The following is an 18985-nucleotide window of genomic DNA, read 5'->3' as shown; positions in this document are numbered from 1 at the left end:
ACAGTATTAATAAATTTCTATTTAATGAACAAACTAATAAAAAATAGAAAGGGTGATTATATGAACCTATTTAAAAGATTTTATATAAGTTTATTTACTCCTAAAAGATATAAAGAACTTATTAAAACTTCTGGAATAAGCACTTTCTTTTATTTACTTATTTTATCTCTTTTATTAGGACTTTTAGCTTTTAGTAGAAATTACACTGAACTTAATAGATTTTTAATTTCTAGAAAATCTGCCTTTGAAGACAAAATTCCTCCCTTTGAAATTAAGGATGGAGTTTTAGACCTAAAAGATTCTAACTTTGTAGTTTTTCAAGAAGAAAATTGGACCTTTGTACTAAATGATAAGGAACCTGCAAAAGACTTATTAAAGGATTATGAATCAGGAATTGCCTTTGGAAATGAATCTTTAATAATTAAATATAACAATAATAAAATTACTGAAGCTAATTATTCAAATATGAATCTATCTTTAAATGATAATGACTTAAAAAATTATATAAATAGTTTAGAGAGAACCTTTGGAAATACATATTTATCCTTAATGGTTATTATATTTATTGCTTTCTCATACATTATAACCTTAATATTAGCTATAATAACTAAAATTCTATGTAGTATAAGAAATAATCCTATTGGATTTTTGGAAATAATAAAACTAAGTACTTATGGAATAACTCCATGCTTAGTATTATTAGCATTACTAAATTTATTAAGCTTAAATATGCTCATTACTCTTCCCCTAAGCTTTTTAGTATCAATAATATATGTTTACTTTGGAATAAATTATTTAAATAAAAATACTTTTTAAATATTATAAATAGATTCTATTTTAAATATTTATTATTATATAAATATTTAAACCCTAATTGTATATCGATGTGTTCTCCTATATCTATATAAAAAACAAAAGTTTAAAACTTTAATCTAAAAAATAACAAGGTGATTGATAAAAAATTATAAAACTTATAATTTTTTTATACAACCACCTTATTATTTTACCTTAAATTAATACAACTATAGTCTCAATATTTAATTAATATTTAAATAAATATATCAAAGTTATTACTTATTATTATCTGCTAAAAATTCATTGGCATATCTTACAACACCACTTATATTTTTTAAAGCTTCTTCATTTAATTCTATTGCCATAAAGTTTTCTTCTGGCACTTCAAAAGGAGCTTTTATTCCAAAATCTCCAGCTTTTTTAAATCCAAATTTAGGATAGTATTTATCATGTCCTAAAACTATTATTGAATCATATCCAAGTTCCTTAGCCATTCTCATACCTTCTCTTATAAGCTCTCCTCCAATTCCAATACCTTGATATTTAGGTAATACTGAAACTGGTGCTAAGGCTAAAGTTTCATATTTTTCTGTTTCATTTTCTATATTAGCTTTAGTTAATAATATGTGTCCTACTATTTCCCCTTCTCTTTCAGCAACTAAAGATAAACCATCAATAAAGTTTTCTCCCTTTCTAAGTTTGCTAACTAAAACATGTTCCATATGATCACTGTACTCAGCATCTTTAAAGGCTTCTTCTACTAAAAGCTCTACTGTTTTATGATCTTGTTCTAACTCTTTTCTAACAATTACTTTCATAACTATAACATCCTTTCTCATATGTTTTATTCTTAAATTTAAAAATTAAGATATATTTTATGTAAAATAATTACTTTTAAATTTAAGAACCATCTATGTATTTGCTTTCATTTATAGTATTTCAAATAAAAATAAATTTATATATATTAACCATTTATTCATTTGAAGTTTTCTTACTATTAACAACAATATTTTAACCTTTCGGAAAACCTTGTAAAAATGAACACTTTAAAGAAAAACAGATGACCACAGAGGCTATTTATTTCTATTAAAGAATTGCCCCTTTAATCCTCATTACTCTTATTTTATATAGTTTGCTCTTAATATTTATTAAGATTATAATTAAAATATACAGTAATTTACTATAAAATATAATTTAAAATTCATAATTTTTTATTTCTATATAGTAGACATATGAGGTCTGCTATTTTCTTTATAGCTAAATTACCTTAATTTTAGGAGAGTGATATTTTGGAATCGAAAAAGAAGATCTTGAGAAGTGTTTTATTAATAGCACTAGGTTCAAGCATCTTAGCCTTTGGTAGCTATAACTTTAACTATCAAAATAATGTAACAGAGGGTGGAGTCTTAGGCTTATTACTTTTAGTAAAAAATGTTTTTGATATATCTCCATCTATAACAAACTTAATAATTGATTTTTCATTATTTGCAATAGGTTCTAAATTCTTTGGCAAAAAATTCTTAGCATGTTCAATATTTGCAACTTTTTGCTTCTCAGTATCCTATAGATTTTGGGAAAGCATAGGATTTTTAACACCTAACTTTACTAATAATATGCTAGTTGCTAGTGTTTTAGCAGGTATTGGAGTTGGTGTTGGTGCTGGAATAGTATTACGTGGTGGTGGTGCTTCTGGTGGAGATGATGTAATAGCCTTATTAGGTAATAAATTTACTCCTCTTAAGGTACAACATGTCTACATGTTAACAGATGCCATTGTTTTATTAATGTCTTTAGTTTATTTAGACTTTAAGCAAATATTCTTCTCAATAATAGCAGTATGTATAAGTGGTAAACTAATAAGCGTAATCTATGAATACAAAAATGATGGTATTGATACTAAAGATGAAAATAAAGAAGCTGAAGTTTTAGAGAAAAATGGTTCTCTTACAGTTTAATAATATATAGAATTTAAATTAAATAGTAAAAAGAGCATGTATTAATGTTTTAAACTTATTACATGCTCTTTTATATCTTCTATATTAAAATTTAACATATAGTATTATTTTAAATTTTTTAATTTCTATGTGTATTAAAATAATTTTAATTGTACACTAGATCTTCATTATTTAAAAATTTACTATTTTAACTTTTTTCTCATCATTATTAATTCCTTTGGAATTTCATACCCTCTCTTATTATAAAAGGCTTCAGCTGTGCTTCCTTTCATAGTCCAAAAGTGAATTACTCCCACTTCCTTTTCCATAAGTATATTCTCTAAAGCGTTTAAAAGTTTCTTTCCTGTTCCTTTCCCCTGTGAACTTGAATCCACAAAGAATTCCTTAACACAAAAATGCTCTCCATCATACCATTGCTCTAAATTTCCTAAGATAACGCCTTCTATTTTTTCATCATTTCTTAAAACAGCACCCCTAAATCCTGGAGTTAAAACCACATCATTAAGTCTTTTTTTAGCATTTTCAAAATCCCAAGGTTCATTCCATGGTTCCTTACTAAAGGTTTTAACAAAAAGCTCAGCACATTCATTTAAGTCTTCTTTTTTAAACTCATATATATTACTCATAATTCTTATACTCCCATTATTTTAAAATTCAACTAGAATTAAATTAGGAGATGAGTTTCTTCATCCCCTAATTTAATTATTATTCTATAATTTATATATAATATTAAAGATTATATTTTTCTAATATTTCTTTTTTAAACTCTCCATTTTCATAGAAAAGTTCTCCATCTGCATATATTCTTCCACCATTTCTCATGTCACAAAGCATGTCCCAATGAAGTGATGATCTATTTTTACCACCAGCCTCTGGCATAGAATCTCCTATAGCCATATGAACTGTTCCTCCTATTTTCTCATCAAATAGCATATTTCTAGTAAACTTCTTAATTCCATAGTTTGTACCTATAGCTACTTCTCCAAAATGGCTTGCTCCTTCATCAGTTTCTAATAAAGCCTTTAATAAATCTTCTCCTTTTTTAGCTTTATATGAAACAACTTTACCATCTTTAACTTCAAGTTCTATACCTTCTATTTCCTTTCCTGCATAAATCCCTGGGAATGAAAAAGTTATGTGTCCATTTATCTTATTTTCAACTGGTGATATAAATATTTCACCATCTGGGAAGTTTACTCTACCATCACAATTTATCCACTTTCTTCCCTCTACTGAAACCTTAATATCAGTTCCTTCTGCTAAAATATGAAGTTCTTTTTTAGTATCTAAATATTTAACCCATCTTTCCTGCTCTTTGCTTACTCTATTCCATTCTGCCACAGGATCTTCATGGTCTAAAAGCCCTGCTCCATAAACAAAATCTTCATATTCACTAAAACTCATTGAAGCTTCCTGCGCATCTGCATATGTAGGAAATTGAGTTCCACACCATCTTAAAGAGCCATCTCCCATTCTTCCTGAATAGAACTTTCTCCATCCCTTTTCTCCAGCTCTGCTATCTTTTATTTTTTCTGAATCTATATTGCTAAAAGCTCTAGTATTTCTAGCTCCCCATGCACTTAACCAAACATCTGCCTTTTCAAGCATAGTTTCCATTATTAAATTCCCTGATAATAATTGATCCTTTGTAGAAAATTTAAGTCTTGCCTCCTTAGCTTCTTCTGATTCTAAAATATACTCAACATGAGCTCCTGCCTTAGTAGCTTCCTTTACTACCTCAGTAAGCCAAGGATTTGCAACCTCATTACAAGATACAAAAACAAAGTCCCCTTCCTTAACTCCTGTTGAATAATTTACAAGCAGTTTAGCTAACTTATTTAATCTTTGATCTGCCATACATATACCTCCTAAACATACAAATTTATATATTTTAATTTTTGAACTCTATTTTAACTTACTATTTTTATTAATAACAATAAATTTTTAAAACTATCTTTCTAATTTTCGCCTAATCTTTTTCTTTCTTTAATATTTAAATTTAAAAAATAAAAATTATAAGTAATAATAATTAAAGGTGCTAAAAGTGCCGTAATATTAGAGTAATTTTTATAATATATATTTTTTAAAAGTAGTATTGCCATTATTATAGAAAGAATAATATTTAATACAAATAATACCTTTATTCTCTTTTTAGATAAAATCTTCCCTTTAGCCAAACCTTTTTCTCTCTCCATAAAATCACCAATTTGTTTCTATCTATTTCATAAGTTTTATCTATCAATTTTATTATACTCCTATAAAAATTTGTAAACTATATAAATATAAAAGAAGGTGGAAGAATTATTCCATCTTCTTTTATAAATCTATTCATATGTTAAATTATATTTCCCTTGTTTCATTCTTTAAGAATTCTTTTTCTTCTTCATCTAAATATGGTGCTAATAAATCATAAACCTTTTTATGATAATTATTTAGCCAAGCCTTTTCCTCTTCATTTAATAAGCTTATATCTAATCCTTCTAAGTCTATTGGACAAAGTGAAATAGTATCAAACTTATAAAATTCTCCAAACTCTTCTGAATAAGTATCTTTAACAACTACCATTGTATTCTCTGTTCTTATTCCATGTTTTCCTTCTCTATAAACTCCAGGTTCATTAGTTATGATCATTCCTGGCTCTAAGGCAACCTTATTTGGTACTGGACTTATGCTTTGTGGTCCTTCATGAACATTTAAGAAAAATCCAACTCCATGACCTGTTCCACATTTATAATCAATTCCTTCATTCCATAATGGCTCTCTAGCTTTTATATCAAGGGCTGATCCAGTAGCTCCCTTTAAGAACTTAGCTCTCATAAGGCCTATATGTCCTTTTAAAACTAAAGTATAATCTTTTCTCTCTTCCTCAGTTAATTCTCCTAAAACAAAAGTTCTTGTTATATCTGTAGTTCCATCTAGGTATTGTCCACCTGAATCTATTAATAAAAATCCTCTTGGTTCTAAAGTGTAATCACTCTCTGGAGTTGCTGAATAATGCATCATAGCACCATGTTCTTTATGCCCTGCTATGGTTTCAAAACTAATTCCTTTAAATAACTTATCTAAACTTCTAAGCTCTTCTAACTTATCTGAAGCTGATATTTCACTTATTTCTATCTTTCCAATGTTATCCTTAAGCCATTTCATAAACTTAACCATGGCTACTCCATCTCTAACTTGACACTTTCTTAAGTTATCTAATTCAACTTCATTCTTAATAGCCTTAAACTTAGTTGTTATGTTTCCAAATTCCACAATATTATTTTTATTCTTAATGCACTCGTATAAATAAGCACTTATCTTATTTGGATCAATTAAAATCTTTCCTTCTAAATTACTAATATCCTCTCCAATTTTCTCATATGATTTTAAAGTAACCCCTTCATTTAAAATTTCTTCATCCATTTTAGAAATGAACTTTGATTTATCTACATAAAGATATGCTTCATTTTCTTTAACTAAGGCATAGCTTAAAACTACAGGATTGCATTTAACATCATTTCCTCTAATATTATAAAGCCAAGCTATGTCATCTAAAGAAGCTATAATATAATTATTAGCGCCTAGTTTTTTCATTTCCTCTCTAACTTCTCTTAATTTTTCTCTCGCACTTTTTCCACAGTACTTAACTTCATGTAAAAATGCCTTTTCCTTAGGAAGAGATGGTCTCTCTTTCCAAACCTCATCTAAAAGGTCCTCATCTATTTTTATATTAAGATTATTTTCTTTCTCTAATTTTTTAAAATCTTTATATTCTCCTACTGAAAATACCTTTCCATCAAAAGCAATAGTTTCTCCTGCCTTTGCATTTTCTTTAAGCCATTCTAATAAGCTTGGCCATCCTGGAATTCTCATTTTAAACATTTCAATTCCAGAACCCTTTAACTCCTCTAAAGCTTGTATGAAATATCTACCGTCAGTCCACAAAATAGCATTTTCTAAACCGACAAGTAAAGTTCCTGCTGATCCTGTAAAACCTGACATATATGCTCTACCCCTGTAATGTTCGCATACATATTCACTTTGATGAGCATCTTCACTAGGAATTATATAATAGTCAATTCCTTTATACTTCATAATTTTTCTTAATTTTTCTAATCTTTCAGTCACCTTCATAATTATAGCCCCCTATTTTTTAATCTAAATTGTAATTTGATTTAACTTTTCAAACCTCAATTTAATTTTCTGCTTTCAATAATAGTAACACAAAAATATTCTCCTAAAAATACCAATTAATAAAAATTAATTAACTTTATAAGTATAACTTATTAATGTTATTAATAAGTTCTCTTAAAAAATTACATAATTCCTTATAAAATTACAATATAAAACATATATATTGGCTACATTATGAAAAAATTGTAAATATACCTTTAAAAAAGGAATTATCTTATGTAAATCAATTATTTTTTTATTATAATGTAAGCATATTACATTTATTTTAATGTTTATAAAAAATAGATAAGAGAGATTCTTTATGAGAAAATTTTTAAAATCTGCTATAGAGTATTTAGCAAAAGATCTTGACTTGGACAAAGAATTATTAGAGCAAATTCAATATGTTGTAATTGTATTGACCTTTGAATTTATTAAATGTATTTCTGTAATTCTAATTGCTGGAATACTTGGATATTTCAAAGAGAGCTTAATAGTAATTCTTAGCATGTGCTTTATAAAGCCATTTATTGGTGGATATCATGAAGATAGCCAATTAAAATGTTTTATTGCAACATTAATTATTACAACAAGTATAATCATGCTTGTTACTTTTAACAAGCTAAATCTATTTAGCATTGTTATTTTAAATTTGTTTAGTATTTTTAGTATTTATAATAAAGCTCCAGTAATAGATAGTAGATTTCCATTGACTAAAGAACATTTAATTAAAAAAAATAAAATATTAAGTGTTACAAACTCAAGTATTCTTTTTTTAATAACCTTAATATTTTTCAAAATTTCATGGATTTCTCAAACAATAACGTGGACTTTATTAATACAAACATTACTATTATTTAATAAGTATAAAAGGGAGGATTCTTAAAATGAGAAAATCAATATTATCAATGTTAGCATTATTAACTACATTAACTATCAACGCTTCAACTACTTCTTTTGCTACTATAGGATTAGAAGAAATGCCTGAGTCTATGAAAAAATCTAGATAAAAATGAATAAAACTATATTTTTAGCTGATACGATAAACACTTTTTTACAATGTGTATTATTTATAAGCACAATAAATTTATGTAGTAAAGAAAATTGCAAAAAACCAAAGTCAAAGATGTTATTTTATATATTTCTTTTGTGGACAATGATATCACTAACAACTTTTTTTATGGGAAATTCCAGTGTTGCAACATTAATTCTTCATTTAGTAATGTTAATCATTGGAGGTCTAATATATAAAGATGATTTTTTAGCTGCTGCTATTGGATTTAGTTTGATTTATTCATTCATTGTTATAACCTTAATAATTTCATCTTTTCTATATAATGTCTTATCCCAAAATATATCATTAATAAATAAAAGTAATATATTTTTCATAACTATAATGTATTTTCCACAGTATATACTTGCCTTTTTAGTTTTATATAAAAAGAAAGGTATATACTCACTTTACAAAACTATAAAGTCTAGGAATAGCTCAATTATCTATTTAATACTCTTTACAATAGTACTAGACTTTATAGCTTCATTTAATGCTATTATTAATGCAAAGGATAATCCTATATTTACAGAAATAATATTAACTTTATTATTCATATTTATAATATTTATAATAATATATTTTTCTAACATAGAGAAAAAATCCAAAGAAATTGAACTACTAAATTCAAATTTAGAACAGAATATTAGCTCATTAAGAAAATTAAAACATGATTATGGCTCTCAAATTTCTTATTTATATGGATTACATCTTATGGGGAACTATGAGAAATTAGGAGAATTATTAAAAAACATAATTGATGGTAATGATAATATTATTAATAATATTGTTGTATCTAATGACACTTCAATTATATCAATGATAGTAAATACTATTAATCTAAAAGATATTACTGTATTTATAGATGAAAATGCTGATTTATTAGAAACCAATGTAAACGAATTAGACTTTCAACGTATAGTTTCTAATATATTAAGAAATTCTATTGAAGCTTTAGATGGTAGTGGTTCAATAAAAATTAATACTTATTATAGTTTTAATTATTTTGTGTTAAAAATCCAAAATAATGGTCCTGAAATTCCAGATAAAATATTAAATAAAATATTTGATAGTGGATTTACCACAAAAGAAAATAAAGAAAGTAATAATGGATTTGGACTAGCTATAGTAAAGGAGTTAGTAGAATCATATAATGGAAAAATTCAAGTAAGTAGTACTGATGAATTCACTGAGTTTACAATATACTTACCTACAATAAAATAAGAAAAGAAACAGAGTTCTATCCTCTGTTTCTTTTTAAACTTTATTTTATAATTATATTAAGTTTTTTATTACTTTAATACCTTCTAGGGTTTCATTTTTAATTCCACCTGGAAACTTTTCTTCAGTTTCAAATTCAAACCCTGCCCATCTATATAACCTAATTGCTTTATAACTCCAAGTCTGAGTTGGTATGTACATATCACAATCTCCTTCAATAGCTATCATAAGTTTAACTCCTTCTGAGATAAGAGCTTTTCCTAGCCCTTTTCCTTGATATTCCGGCTTCACAGCAACCCACTCCATAAATGGATGTCTTCTTTCCCCTGTATATCTCCACCAAGCTGTAAATGTAGCAATTTTTTCTCCATTATTATTTTCTATAAATATAGTTCTTCTTTCTAACTCATCTATATGAGGTAAATATTTATTTTTAAAATATTCTTCTCCATCTTTAGCATTTTCAAATTCCAGTACAGATTTTTCTATTTCTGCCCAAGCTTTTTCATCACCTTTTTTAAACTTAACAAATCTAAAACCCTCTGGTAAAGTTTCATCTTTTAATTCTTTTCCCTTTTCTCTCTTTAAAATTATTTTAAAAAATTCTATACTTTTATCTAACATTCTATCCCTCCAAATAAACCATATAACCTATTGAAACTTAATTTTTATCCTTATAGCTACTAGACTACAAATATTTTCTTATACCTTTCTATATTTAATTTTATCATTAAACTTATAATTTTAATATTACACTACTTTTTTTCATTCTTTATATCTAGATATTAATTGATCCAAAGAAAATAATAATTTAATTAAGTAAATACCTTTTCAACTTAGTATTTGTATATCCACAGAAATCCCTATTAATTTGTAGATATTAATTATAACATTATTGAACTCACTCATAAAAAAGTATGACATATTCTTAATATTGAAACCACTATATATAAAAATTACAATTATGGTGGTTCTTCACTTTATGATACAATATCTTATAATAGTATATGTAGTTAAGTTTTTTAATAAAAATATGGTGATTTATATGTAATACTTTATATGAGCATAATAATTTAGCTACGACTTATTAATTTAATGATTTAAGTTGAAATTAATTAAATAAAAGTAATAAAAGCTGTAATTAATTTGAGGTGTTTTAAATGGATATATGTGTTAGACCTGTATGGGCTGAAATAGATTTAGATATAATAGCAAATAATATGAAAGAAATAAGAAACCTAGTTGGTGAAAAGGAAATAATAGCCGTTGTTAAGGCTAATGCTTATGGTCATGGAGCTTTAGACATAGCTTCCACTCTTTTAGAAAATGGTGCTTCTAGATTGGCAGTAGCTATAATCACAGAGGCTGATGAACTTAGGGATGCTGGAATAACTGCACCTATTATGATTTTAGGTTATACTCCTATAAATTTTGCTGAAAATTTAATCAATAATGAAATTGAACAAACAGTTTATGATGTGGAATATGCTAAGGAATTATCTGACTTTGCCTTAAAGCTTGGCAAAAAAGCTAAAGTACACATTGCAATAGATACAGGAATGGGTAGAATAGGCTTCCTTCCAAATGAAGAGGGATTAAATAAAGTTTTAGAAATCTGCTCTTTACCTGGAGTTGAGGTAATAGGCCTATTTACTCACTTCTCAACATCAGATGAAAAAGATAAAACTTATACTTATGAACAATTTTCAAAATTAACTGCTTTTAATAAAGCTTTAGAAGACAATGGAATACACATTCCTTTAAAACATGCTTCTAATAGTGGGGCTATTATGGATTTACCAGAAACTTATTTAGACGGAGTTAGATGTGGAATTATTTCTTATGGATACTATCCATCTGAAGAAGTAAAAAAAGAAAACTTAAAACTTAAACCAGCACTTACATTAAAAACTAATGTAGCCTTTGTTAAAGAGTTAGATGAAGATATGTATGTAAGCTACGGAAGAACTTATAAAACTGAAAAGAAAAGTAAAATTGCCACTCTTCCAATAGGATATGCTGATGGATACTCAAGACTTCTTAGTGGGAAAGCCAAAGTTATAATAAAGGGTCAATTTGCTAATGTTATAGGAAGAGTTTGTATGGATCAATGTATGATTGATGTAACTCATATAGAAGATGTTAAAATTGGCGATGAGGTAATTCTTTTAGGGGAAGAAAATGGATTAAAATTTGATGCTAACGATATGGCTGAAATTATGGGAACAATAAACTACGAAATACTTTGTATGATCAGCCACAGAGTTCCTAGAATATATAAAAAGAATAATGAAATAGTTAAGGTAATAAACTATATTTAATAAAAATAGGAGTGTATTAAAAGTTATTTTAATACACTCTCTTAATTTAGTCATTAACATTTTAATGAACTATAACCTAATTTAATCATAATTATTTCTAGAACTAATTTTTTATTTTGTTTTTTCCTTATCATTAAACACTATTATCATTCCTAAAATAGCAAATATCACACTAGTGGATGTAACAAAACCATCTGCAGATATCCATGACATAAATGAAGCTAAAAAAACATATATTTCTGAAAAAATTAATCCTAAAATTGGACTTAATAAAATTATAATATACCCCATTAATCCTCTCCTATAATTAAACCGATTTTTCTAAAAATCTATTATTAAACAATTTTTTTCTTTTTATTATATCTTTAAAATAATTAATTTCTGTTTAACTAAACCTCCCCTATTATATATATACTCCCTTAAAAAATAAAATTCTAATAAAAAACAAAAGAAGCTGTATAAATATAGTTAAATAAATTAAACTTAATTGTACTTAGCTTTTTAATACAGCTTCTTTTCATATAAAAAAATATAATTATTTAATTTTTATTTTATCTTTCAGTTCTTAAAGTTATGGATTCTTTTGAAGAAAGCTCTCCATTATTATATTTTGCTGCAATTTTAAAGTTATATATAGTATGTCTATTTAATCCTTTAAACTTATAGGTAGTCTCATCTTTTCCTAATTCAGCTACTTTTTTACCATCTTTATATAGTACGTATCCTTCTAATCCAAATGAATTTTCAGGTGCGCTCCACTGAACAGTTACATTTTTCTTTGAAATATTAGTTGCTTTAAAATCTCTAACTGGGCTTACTATAACTTCTGAGGAATCAATAGCTTTTAAAGCTTCTTCTATTACAATCTTTAATTCACCTAAAACTTTATCCACATCTACTTTTAATGAATTTTCATCATTTTTAACTCTTTCAGCCTCTAAAATAGCATCTTCTAACTTTATTTTTATTCCTTCAAGATGATCAAATCCTTTAAGTTTTTCTAAAACATCATATGCTCTTTCTATCTCAGAATTTAATTCGTCTTTATTAGGAACTTTTGAAAGTTCAAAATTAGCTTCTGCTTCAGTTAAATCAGAAATAGCCTTATTTATATCCTCTTCATTTGCACCTTCATTGTTTAACACTTCCTTAGCTTTATCTAAAGCTTTTTTAAGTTCTTCTATAGCATTAGGAATATATACTCCTTCTGCATTTTCTAATTTACTTTCTATTGAAGATATTATCTCTTCTAATTGTGCTTTATCAATTACATTAACTGATTCAACGAAAGTATCTATAGCTTCTTTTAAAGTCTTTGTTATATTTCTAATCTCTTCTAAGCTTGTAGAACTTTCAAAACCTTCCTCAGCAATTCTTATAGCTTCATTTAAAGCATCTACAGCTTCCTTAGGATACTGTCCATTTCCATTTCCCACTACTGCATTTTCTACTTTTTCCTTAGCTAAAAGTACCATTGATTTATATGCAGTTTCAGCACTTACAGCATCATAGTATGAATCTAATGTATTTTTTAACTCATCATAAGCTGTGTCTATTTCACTTTGTGAAACTTGCTTTTTATTGTAAACTTCTTTAGCCTCATTATTTTCTAACTTTAGCTTTTGAATTTCTGCATTTACTATAGCTTTTTCATTATAGTTCATGCTATTCATAAGACTTGGTAATATTTCATTTAGTAAAATATCAACATCACTTATTAAAGCTGCAAGTTTAGTTCTGTTTATTTGAACAAATCCCTTATAGAATTCATTTAAAGCTGATTTTAAAGTGCTCATAACTTCATTAGCCTCTTTTGAATTTATATCATTTCCTAAAGCTAATTTTGCCTCATTTATAGCATTTCCAAGGGATTCCTTAGCCTCTTCAGTATAGTTTCCAGCCATATCCCCAACTACTGCACTATTATATATATCTTCAACTACTCTTATATAAGAAGCTAAACTTGAAGTAGAATCTCCTTTATAAATTTTGATTTCTCCAATTTTAACATTCTCACTATTAAAATTAAATCTTACAAATCTTCCTATTTTTCCTGACTTTAATATATTAGAATATACAGCTTTATTCTCTTCATTGTTGTTCTCATCAACTATCTTTGTCCATTCTGTTCCATCATTAGAAATCTCTATAGAGTATTTTAATGGAGAATTTCCCTTGCTTACTATATCTATTGCAGATATATCCTTTTCCTTACTTAAATCAAAAGTTACAGACTTTTCCTCTTCTTGTCCTGGAACCCAAAGAGTATTTTCATTTCCATCTCTTAAATTATTTGCTTCAGAATTATTTGAAGTTACCTCAACCTTAGTTTCATCTTTCATAGCTAGGTTTTCTGGAATTGCAAATACATTTAATTCAGCAGCTGAAGCAAATCCTCCAACCCCTTCTAAAGCTACAAGTTTAACATGAGTTGCCTTTGTACTATTAAATTTTAATGTTTTTAAACTTCCACTATCATCCCAATTTCCTTCAGATATTTTTCTAAAATTATTTCCATCCTCACTTACATGAAGCTCATATTTAGTTATATTTCCATTTTTAGCACCACTTCTTGGTAAGTAAGTAAACTTATTAATTTCGTAACTCCCTCCAAGTTCTAAAGTAATACTTTGTGGTAACTCTTCTACAGGATTATATTTTGTATGCCATATAGTATTTTCCTTTCCATCAATAGCAAACTTAGCTAAGCCTTCATTTCCTACATCAGGATGCTCTGATGTTGCTGTAGCTTTCATATTTCCTTGAGGTAATGCTATGGAAGCTTGTTCAACTTTATTTATAGCCTCTTTACTCATAGCTTTAATTTCTGCAATAGCTGCCCAAGCTTGATCAAATGAACCACCTGGAGCTTTTCCTGTAATAGTAGCATGTATTTTACTTATTTCTTTTTTTACAGGAATATTATATGACTTTTTATTATCCTCTGTATTAGAAGTCATATCCAATACTGTTTCTCTATTTCCACTCTCATCTTCAACTTCCACTTTAAATTGGAATCTAAATCCTTCCTTTTCAAAATGAAGCTCTAAGAAATCTACAAAATTATTTCCTTCTAAGTCAATTGTGGCATTAGCTGGCATAGCTCCATTATCACTTATCCAAATGGAACTTAAATCTCCGTCTGTAATATTAGATAAAGGATTTCCACTTTGAGAATTAGAACCACTTACATTTTTATTTTCTGCTATATTTACATAATTAGCTGGTTTTTCTTTTGACATGGCCTTTACTTCTGCAATAGCTGCCCAAGCTCCTGGATGTTGTCCACCTTCTGCTTTTCCTGTCATAGTAACATGAACTTTATTTATATCTTTTCCTACAGGTATTTTATATGATTTTTCATTATCTTCTTTATTTGAAGTCATATCTAATACATTTTCTTTATTTCCATTTGCATCTTCTACTTCTACTTTAAATTGGAATCTAAGTCCTGGCTTTTCAAAGTGAAGCTCTAAGAACTCAACATTTTCTGTTCCTTGTAAATCGATAGATGTAGTTGCTGGAGTTTTTCCACCATTACTAACCCAAAGAGAATTTAAATCTCCATCTGTAATATTAGATAATGATTTTCCATTTTCAGCCTCTGCTCCAGTAACTGTTTTTCCTAAAGCAACGTTAGTATACTCATCTTCCTTTTCTTTTCCTCCATATACCATTATTTCTGCTAATTCTGGTATTTTATATGATGGACTTAGGTTTAAATCTACATTAGTTAATGAAACCTTAACTTTTTGAGCCTTTCCAGTAAAATCAACCTTTTCAATGACTCCCTTACTAGAATAATCCTCAGATTTATCTGATACTATTTTCCACTGTCCACTTTCATCCATAACCTCTACTTTGTATGCTACAGCCCTATCACCAGCCTGATTTCTAAAAGCAAATTCTATTCCATCTACACTTTTAACTCCTTGTAAATCTACAGTTACACTTGCAGGATATCCCTCTCTATCAGCAATCCACATAGTTCCTGTATTTCCATCTGTAATGTTACTTAAAGGATCGGCTTCAGTTTCTTCATGAGTTTCACTACTTACAGGCTTTCCTAAAGCAATATTAACTCTTTCAACTGATTCATTTTCACCTAATATTTTATCCATATTAGTTACTGAATAACTTTCCATGGCTATCTTAGCAAGTTCTCCTAAGTTTTCATTAGAAGCTTCTGTAGGATAAAGCTTATCTGTATCACTCTTCTTGTTTACCCAGTCATACTCCATCTTAAACCAATCTATATTAGGGGCTTTAGCTCCTCCATCTAATTCAGTTTGTAATCCATTTATCCATTTTTCCCATCTAGCATAATAATAATCCTCAGTTAATCCTGACCATTGTCTATTAGAATAATCTTTAAGACCACCACCGTTAGCATTATTTCTTGAACCCCAAGTTGTTACTAAAGCTCTAGCATTAAACTCAAATAAGTCCTTAGTCCAATCATCAGCGTCCTTAAGCATAGTTCTAGCATCTTCAATCCAATTTCCTATTAAAAACTCTGGTCTAGTTGATAATACTCTCTCTTGAAGCTTTATAAGTTCTAAAAACTTTCCTGAAACAAATTTAAATTTCTCTCCATTTCCATTATTATAAGCATTACACATAACCTCATAATATTCTTGAGCTGAGTTAGCTAATAATTGTTTTAATATATCAGCAAAGTCATAAAGGAATGCATCACTATCTTTGAATTCATCATAGTTCTTTGCAAATATTTCAATAGCTTTTTCAAATTCACTCTTATCATAAACTATTTTTGAATGTCCCCAAGTTGAAGCACTTTTTATTCCAAAGCCAGGTCTTGCATTTATAATAGACTCAGCAGCACCTTGGTAATAATCATTTCTCTTTTTGTAAGCAGTGTCTAATATAATATTCCAAGCATCTAAAATCTCTTTATTAGTCTTACCATATCTTCTTTCAATATAATCTTCAGTCCATGTTCTAAAGTTTATTTGATCTCTAGTCCAAGCCATGTCAAATAAAAGTTCATACGCTAAAGGATTTGTATTTATAGCCTCTGGTGTAATACCTATACCAACCATATGCTCTGAATTAGCTAAGGCTTTAGGAATTTCTGTTGCAAGTTTTTCTGGTGCTGCATCCATTCCCATTCTTCCCCCAAAGTTATGAAGCATATTCCAAATCCACGGTAAATCTCTTTCCTCTAATCTATTCCAGTCTGGACTTACCTCTGAGAAAAGATCTAATACCATAGCTTGGTCTTTTTTAGTTAATCCTTCTAACTTATTATTACTAGGATTTCCTTGCCAGTTTTGTATAACCCAAACTGCATCATTATCATGCTCTATCATCTTATTTTGAATTATTTCATATATCTTTCCATTATCTAAATCACCAGTATTTCCTCCCTCATGGAATGGATCTACTCCATAGAAGTTAGTTACATCTCCAAACACTTCTTTTTGCTTTTCATAGAAAACATCTGCAACATTTTGGAAATAATCTACCTCCCCTTCATTTACATATGTTTTAAGCATATCTGGTCTATCAAAGCCACACCATCCCCCTTGAGAAATAGTTTGTGCTTCTGAATTTTTTTCCTTAAAATCTCTTGGAACCATACCTGAGTATCCTTGAAGAACAGGATTTATTCCAAAACTTTGCATTCTATCATGCATTTTTCTTCCAAGCTCTGCTCTTTGCTCAAACCAATCATTAGGAAGTGGCCCTCCAAATCCAGTCATATTTTGCATATAGAACCAAGCAAAATATGCAGGTCCCGAAATAAATTCTTTAACCTCTTCATCACTATATCCAAATTCATTTAAGGTTCTTCTTAAAACCTCTTCTTGTCCAATTATATCTAATACTAAGTTAACCCCATTCATAGCACACCAATCTAGGAATTCTTCATATTGATCCCAATCCCAGAAAGACATTGTATAAGAATAGGTACAAAAGTTTAATGCATATCTATGCTCATATGGAGTATCTATAACTACTCTCTCCCCAACAGAAGGCATTGTTTCAGGCATTTTTAAATTAGATCCCATTATTGGATTGTAACTTACATTACAATAATTTTTTAAATAATAGTTAAATCCTGATGCTAAGGAAACACCATTATTACCTTTTATTAAAACCTTTCCATCTCTTGAATCAGAAACCTCAAAAACATCATTTCCATTTAATTGATCTCTTATTTCAAAAATAAACTTGTCCTTAAATTCTTCTCCTATTACTCTACCAACTAAATTCTTTATTTCATTTAAAGTTTTTTCATTGGCATAGGCACTATCACTATTAAACTTTTCATATTCAGTAGCCCAAGGGGTTTCACTAAAATTACTTGTAGCAATTTTCTTAACTTCTGGTAAACTCTCTCCTGTATTTTTACCAAATACATTTATTTCAGCTATATTCACCCTATCACTATTACTATTTTGAACTACATCAATTCTAATCTTTCCTGCCCTTACATTATCAATGGTATGCACATTACCATTACTGTCTGATACATTTTCATTATTTTTATATGCTATTTTATTAAAGTTTTCTCCATCTTCTGAAGCATATATATTATATTTATACACAGCTTCATCCTTATTAAATATTTCAATTTTTGATAATTCGTAAATTCCACCTAAGTCAACTTCTATCCATTTATAATCATTTGAAGATTCCCAGTAGGTAGATAAATCACCATCTATGGCTAAATCAGCTGTGTTACCTTCAGTATTTCCCTTTGCAGTTACAGTAACCCCTTCCGTAATTTCAACACCAGTTGATGCCCTTACCTTAATTGCACTTGGATTAACTAATCCAAATACAAAAGTACTTGCTAAAACATAAGCCATTTGCTTTTTAAATTTTTTACTAAACAATTTAAAATCCCCTTCACTATAATATATTCAATAAAACTACTTTTTGTTGTGCTTTACTATTATATTAATATGTTTAGTAAATTAAAAAAATGTATGTTATTACAAAAAACTAGATGTTCCTACAAAAAATAACTAAATATTTAATTCTCATCTTAACCAAAATAAACAAAAAATATTTTTAATCCATAGTACTAAGGATTTTTTTATAAGAACTAAATTTTTAATCACTATCACTTAATTAAAAGTAATAGCAAAAATTAAAGCTTATAGCTAACTTTAAACTTATTAAAATTAGCTACAAGCCCTAACTATTTAAATTAAAATATTTTATTATTTTTTAATTATTGTGGTCCCATATATGGGTTATTTCTAGTTTTATCTTTTCCAAGTTTTCTTGATTCCTTAGAGTATCCTATTTCATTAGCAGTTTCATTTTTCATTTTCTCTACTTCTTTTTTTGTTTTTTGACTAGTTTTTTTGTTATCTTTGCTGTTTTTATTATTTTTATGAGACAAAGTTAAACACTCCTTTCAAATTAAGTTCTTAATTAGTATTTAACTTTAATAACTCATATATCCTTAAAACAACTTTCCAAAACTGTTGACTATTTCCTAAAAACCA

Annotated in this window: 14 protein-coding genes; 6 read left to right on the top strand and 8 right to left on the bottom strand. The window is 27.7% G+C overall.

What is annotated here, in order from left to right:
- The first annotated feature begins 60 nt into the window (after positions 1–60).
- Entirely contained in the window at positions 61–816 is a 756-nt protein-coding gene (locus GOM42_RS04705) for a DUF1189 domain-containing protein (RefSeq protein WP_025648726.1), read from the top strand.
- A 254-nt stretch (positions 817–1070) separates the two neighbouring features.
- Here the strand turns inward: GOM42_RS04705 and GOM42_RS04700 are convergent, their stop codons facing one another.
- On the bottom strand, positions 1071–1613 hold the full coding sequence (locus GOM42_RS04700; protein WP_003454040.1) for an N-acetyltransferase: 543 nt from the start codon (positions 1611–1613) through the stop codon (positions 1071–1073).
- 471 nt (positions 1614–2084) lie between these two features.
- Between GOM42_RS04700 and GOM42_RS04695 the strand changes: the two genes are divergently transcribed.
- Positions 2085–2750, top strand: coding sequence for a YitT family protein (locus tag GOM42_RS04695; protein ID WP_003455751.1), 666 nt, complete (start codon positions 2085–2087; stop codon positions 2748–2750).
- A gap of 182 nt (positions 2751–2932) precedes the next feature.
- Here the strand turns inward: GOM42_RS04695 and GOM42_RS04690 are convergent, their stop codons facing one another.
- The 3 genes from GOM42_RS04690 to GOM42_RS04680 form a co-directional block, all read right to left on the bottom strand.
- Positions 2933–3376 carry a GNAT family N-acetyltransferase gene (locus GOM42_RS04690; protein WP_003474296.1) on the bottom strand — a complete coding sequence of 148 codons (444 nt, stop codon included), beginning with the start codon at positions 3374–3376 and terminating at the stop codon, positions 2933–2935.
- A gap of 103 nt (positions 3377–3479) precedes the next feature.
- Complete coding sequence (locus GOM42_RS04685) at positions 3480–4607, bottom strand: aminopeptidase (protein WP_078233479.1); 1128 nt, start codon at positions 4605–4607, stop codon at positions 3480–3482.
- A gap of 483 nt (positions 4608–5090) precedes the next feature.
- On the bottom strand, positions 5091–6866 hold the full coding sequence (locus GOM42_RS04680) for an aminopeptidase P family protein (protein WP_078233478.1): 1776 nt from the start codon (positions 6864–6866) through the stop codon (positions 5091–5093).
- 361 nt (positions 6867–7227) lie between these two features.
- On the opposite strand from GOM42_RS04680, the gene GOM42_RS04675 reads away from it, so the two are divergent.
- The 3 genes from GOM42_RS04675 to GOM42_RS04670 all read left to right on the top strand — a co-directional run bounded on the left by GOM42_RS04675 (position 7228) and on the right by GOM42_RS04670 (position 9180).
- Complete coding sequence (locus GOM42_RS04675) at positions 7228–7791, top strand: accessory gene regulator AgrB (RefSeq protein ID WP_003455702.1); 564 nt, start codon at positions 7228–7230, stop codon at positions 7789–7791.
- Between the two features lies 1 nt (position 7792).
- Positions 7793–7915, top strand: a complete 123-nt coding sequence (locus GOM42_RS15675; RefSeq protein WP_003453910.1) for a hypothetical protein — start codon at positions 7793–7795, stop codon at positions 7913–7915.
- 170 nt (positions 7916–8085) lie between these two features.
- Entirely contained in the window at positions 8086–9180 is a 1095-nt protein-coding gene (locus GOM42_RS04670) for an ATP-binding protein (protein ID WP_233419463.1), read from the top strand.
- A gap of 51 nt (positions 9181–9231) precedes the next feature.
- Here the strand turns inward: GOM42_RS04670 and GOM42_RS04665 are convergent, their stop codons facing one another.
- Entirely contained in the window at positions 9232–9801 is a 570-nt protein-coding gene (locus GOM42_RS04665; protein ID WP_078233477.1) for a GNAT family N-acetyltransferase, read from the bottom strand.
- Positions 9802–10337: 536 nt separating this feature from the next.
- Between GOM42_RS04665 and alr the strand changes: the two genes are divergently transcribed.
- Complete coding sequence (gene alr / locus GOM42_RS04660) at positions 10338–11498, top strand: alanine racemase (protein WP_011590407.1); 1161 nt, start codon at positions 10338–10340, stop codon at positions 11496–11498.
- A gap of 111 nt (positions 11499–11609) precedes the next feature.
- Here alr and GOM42_RS04655 read toward each other — a convergent pair whose 3' ends face one another.
- The 3 genes from GOM42_RS04655 to GOM42_RS04645 all read right to left on the bottom strand — a co-directional run bounded on the left by GOM42_RS04655 (position 11610) and on the right by GOM42_RS04645 (position 18879).
- The gene (locus tag GOM42_RS04655) at positions 11610–11789 is read right to left on the bottom strand and encodes a hypothetical protein (protein ID WP_003455738.1); all 180 of its coding nucleotides are present in this window, start codon (positions 11787–11789) and stop codon (positions 11610–11612) included.
- A 260-nt stretch (positions 11790–12049) separates the two neighbouring features.
- On the bottom strand, positions 12050–18364 hold the full coding sequence (locus tag GOM42_RS04650) for an alpha-N-acetylglucosaminidase TIM-barrel domain-containing protein (RefSeq protein WP_078233476.1): 6315 nt from the start codon (positions 18362–18364) through the stop codon (positions 12050–12052).
- 341 nt (positions 18365–18705) lie between these two features.
- Positions 18706–18879: a hypothetical protein gene (locus GOM42_RS04645; protein ID WP_003454088.1), complete on the bottom strand. Its 174-nt coding sequence runs from the start codon at positions 18877–18879 to the stop codon at positions 18706–18708.
- Positions 18880–18985 lie beyond the last annotated feature (106 nt).

The organism is Clostridium sp. 16K-1-R1, from assembly GCF_023921145.1.
Taxonomy (GTDB): Bacteria; Bacillota; Clostridia; order Clostridiales; family Clostridiaceae; genus Sarcina; species Sarcina perfringens.
The sequence above is the reverse complement of the archived record's forward strand: the minus strand, read 5'-3'. Positions and strand labels throughout refer to the sequence as shown.

Excerpts from the sequence above, each read along its gene's own strand:
- GOM42_RS04705 (WP_025648726.1), top strand. The coding sequence starts at position 61 with ATGAACCTATTTAAAAGATTTTATATAAGTTTATTTACTCCTAAAAGA.
- GOM42_RS04700 (WP_003454040.1), bottom strand. The coding sequence starts at position 1,613 with ATGAAAGTAATTGTTAGAAAAGAGTTAGAACAAGATCATAAAACAGTA.
- GOM42_RS04690 (WP_003474296.1), bottom strand. The coding sequence starts at position 3,376 with ATGAGTAATATATATGAGTTTAAAAAAGAAGACTTAAATGAATGTGCT.
- GOM42_RS04685 (WP_078233479.1), bottom strand. The coding sequence starts at position 4,607 with ATGGCAGATCAAAGATTAAATAAGTTAGCTAAACTGCTTGTAAATTAT.
- GOM42_RS04680 (WP_078233478.1), bottom strand. The coding sequence starts at position 6,866 with ATGAAGGTGACTGAAAGATTAGAAAAATTAAGAAAAATTATGAAGTAT.
- GOM42_RS04675 (WP_003455702.1), top strand. The coding sequence starts at position 7,228 with ATGAGAAAATTTTTAAAATCTGCTATAGAGTATTTAGCAAAAGATCTT.
- GOM42_RS15675 (WP_003453910.1), top strand. The coding sequence starts at position 7,793 with ATGAGAAAATCAATATTATCAATGTTAGCATTATTAACTACATTAACT.
- GOM42_RS04670 (WP_233419463.1), top strand. The coding sequence starts at position 8,086 with ATGGGAAATTCCAGTGTTGCAACATTAATTCTTCATTTAGTAATGTTA.
- GOM42_RS04665 (WP_078233477.1), bottom strand. The coding sequence starts at position 9,801 with ATGTTAGATAAAAGTATAGAATTTTTTAAAATAATTTTAAAGAGAGAA.
- alr (WP_011590407.1), top strand. The coding sequence starts at position 10,338 with ATGGATATATGTGTTAGACCTGTATGGGCTGAAATAGATTTAGATATA.
- GOM42_RS04655 (WP_003455738.1), bottom strand. The coding sequence starts at position 11,789 with ATGGGGTATATTATAATTTTATTAAGTCCAATTTTAGGATTAATTTTT.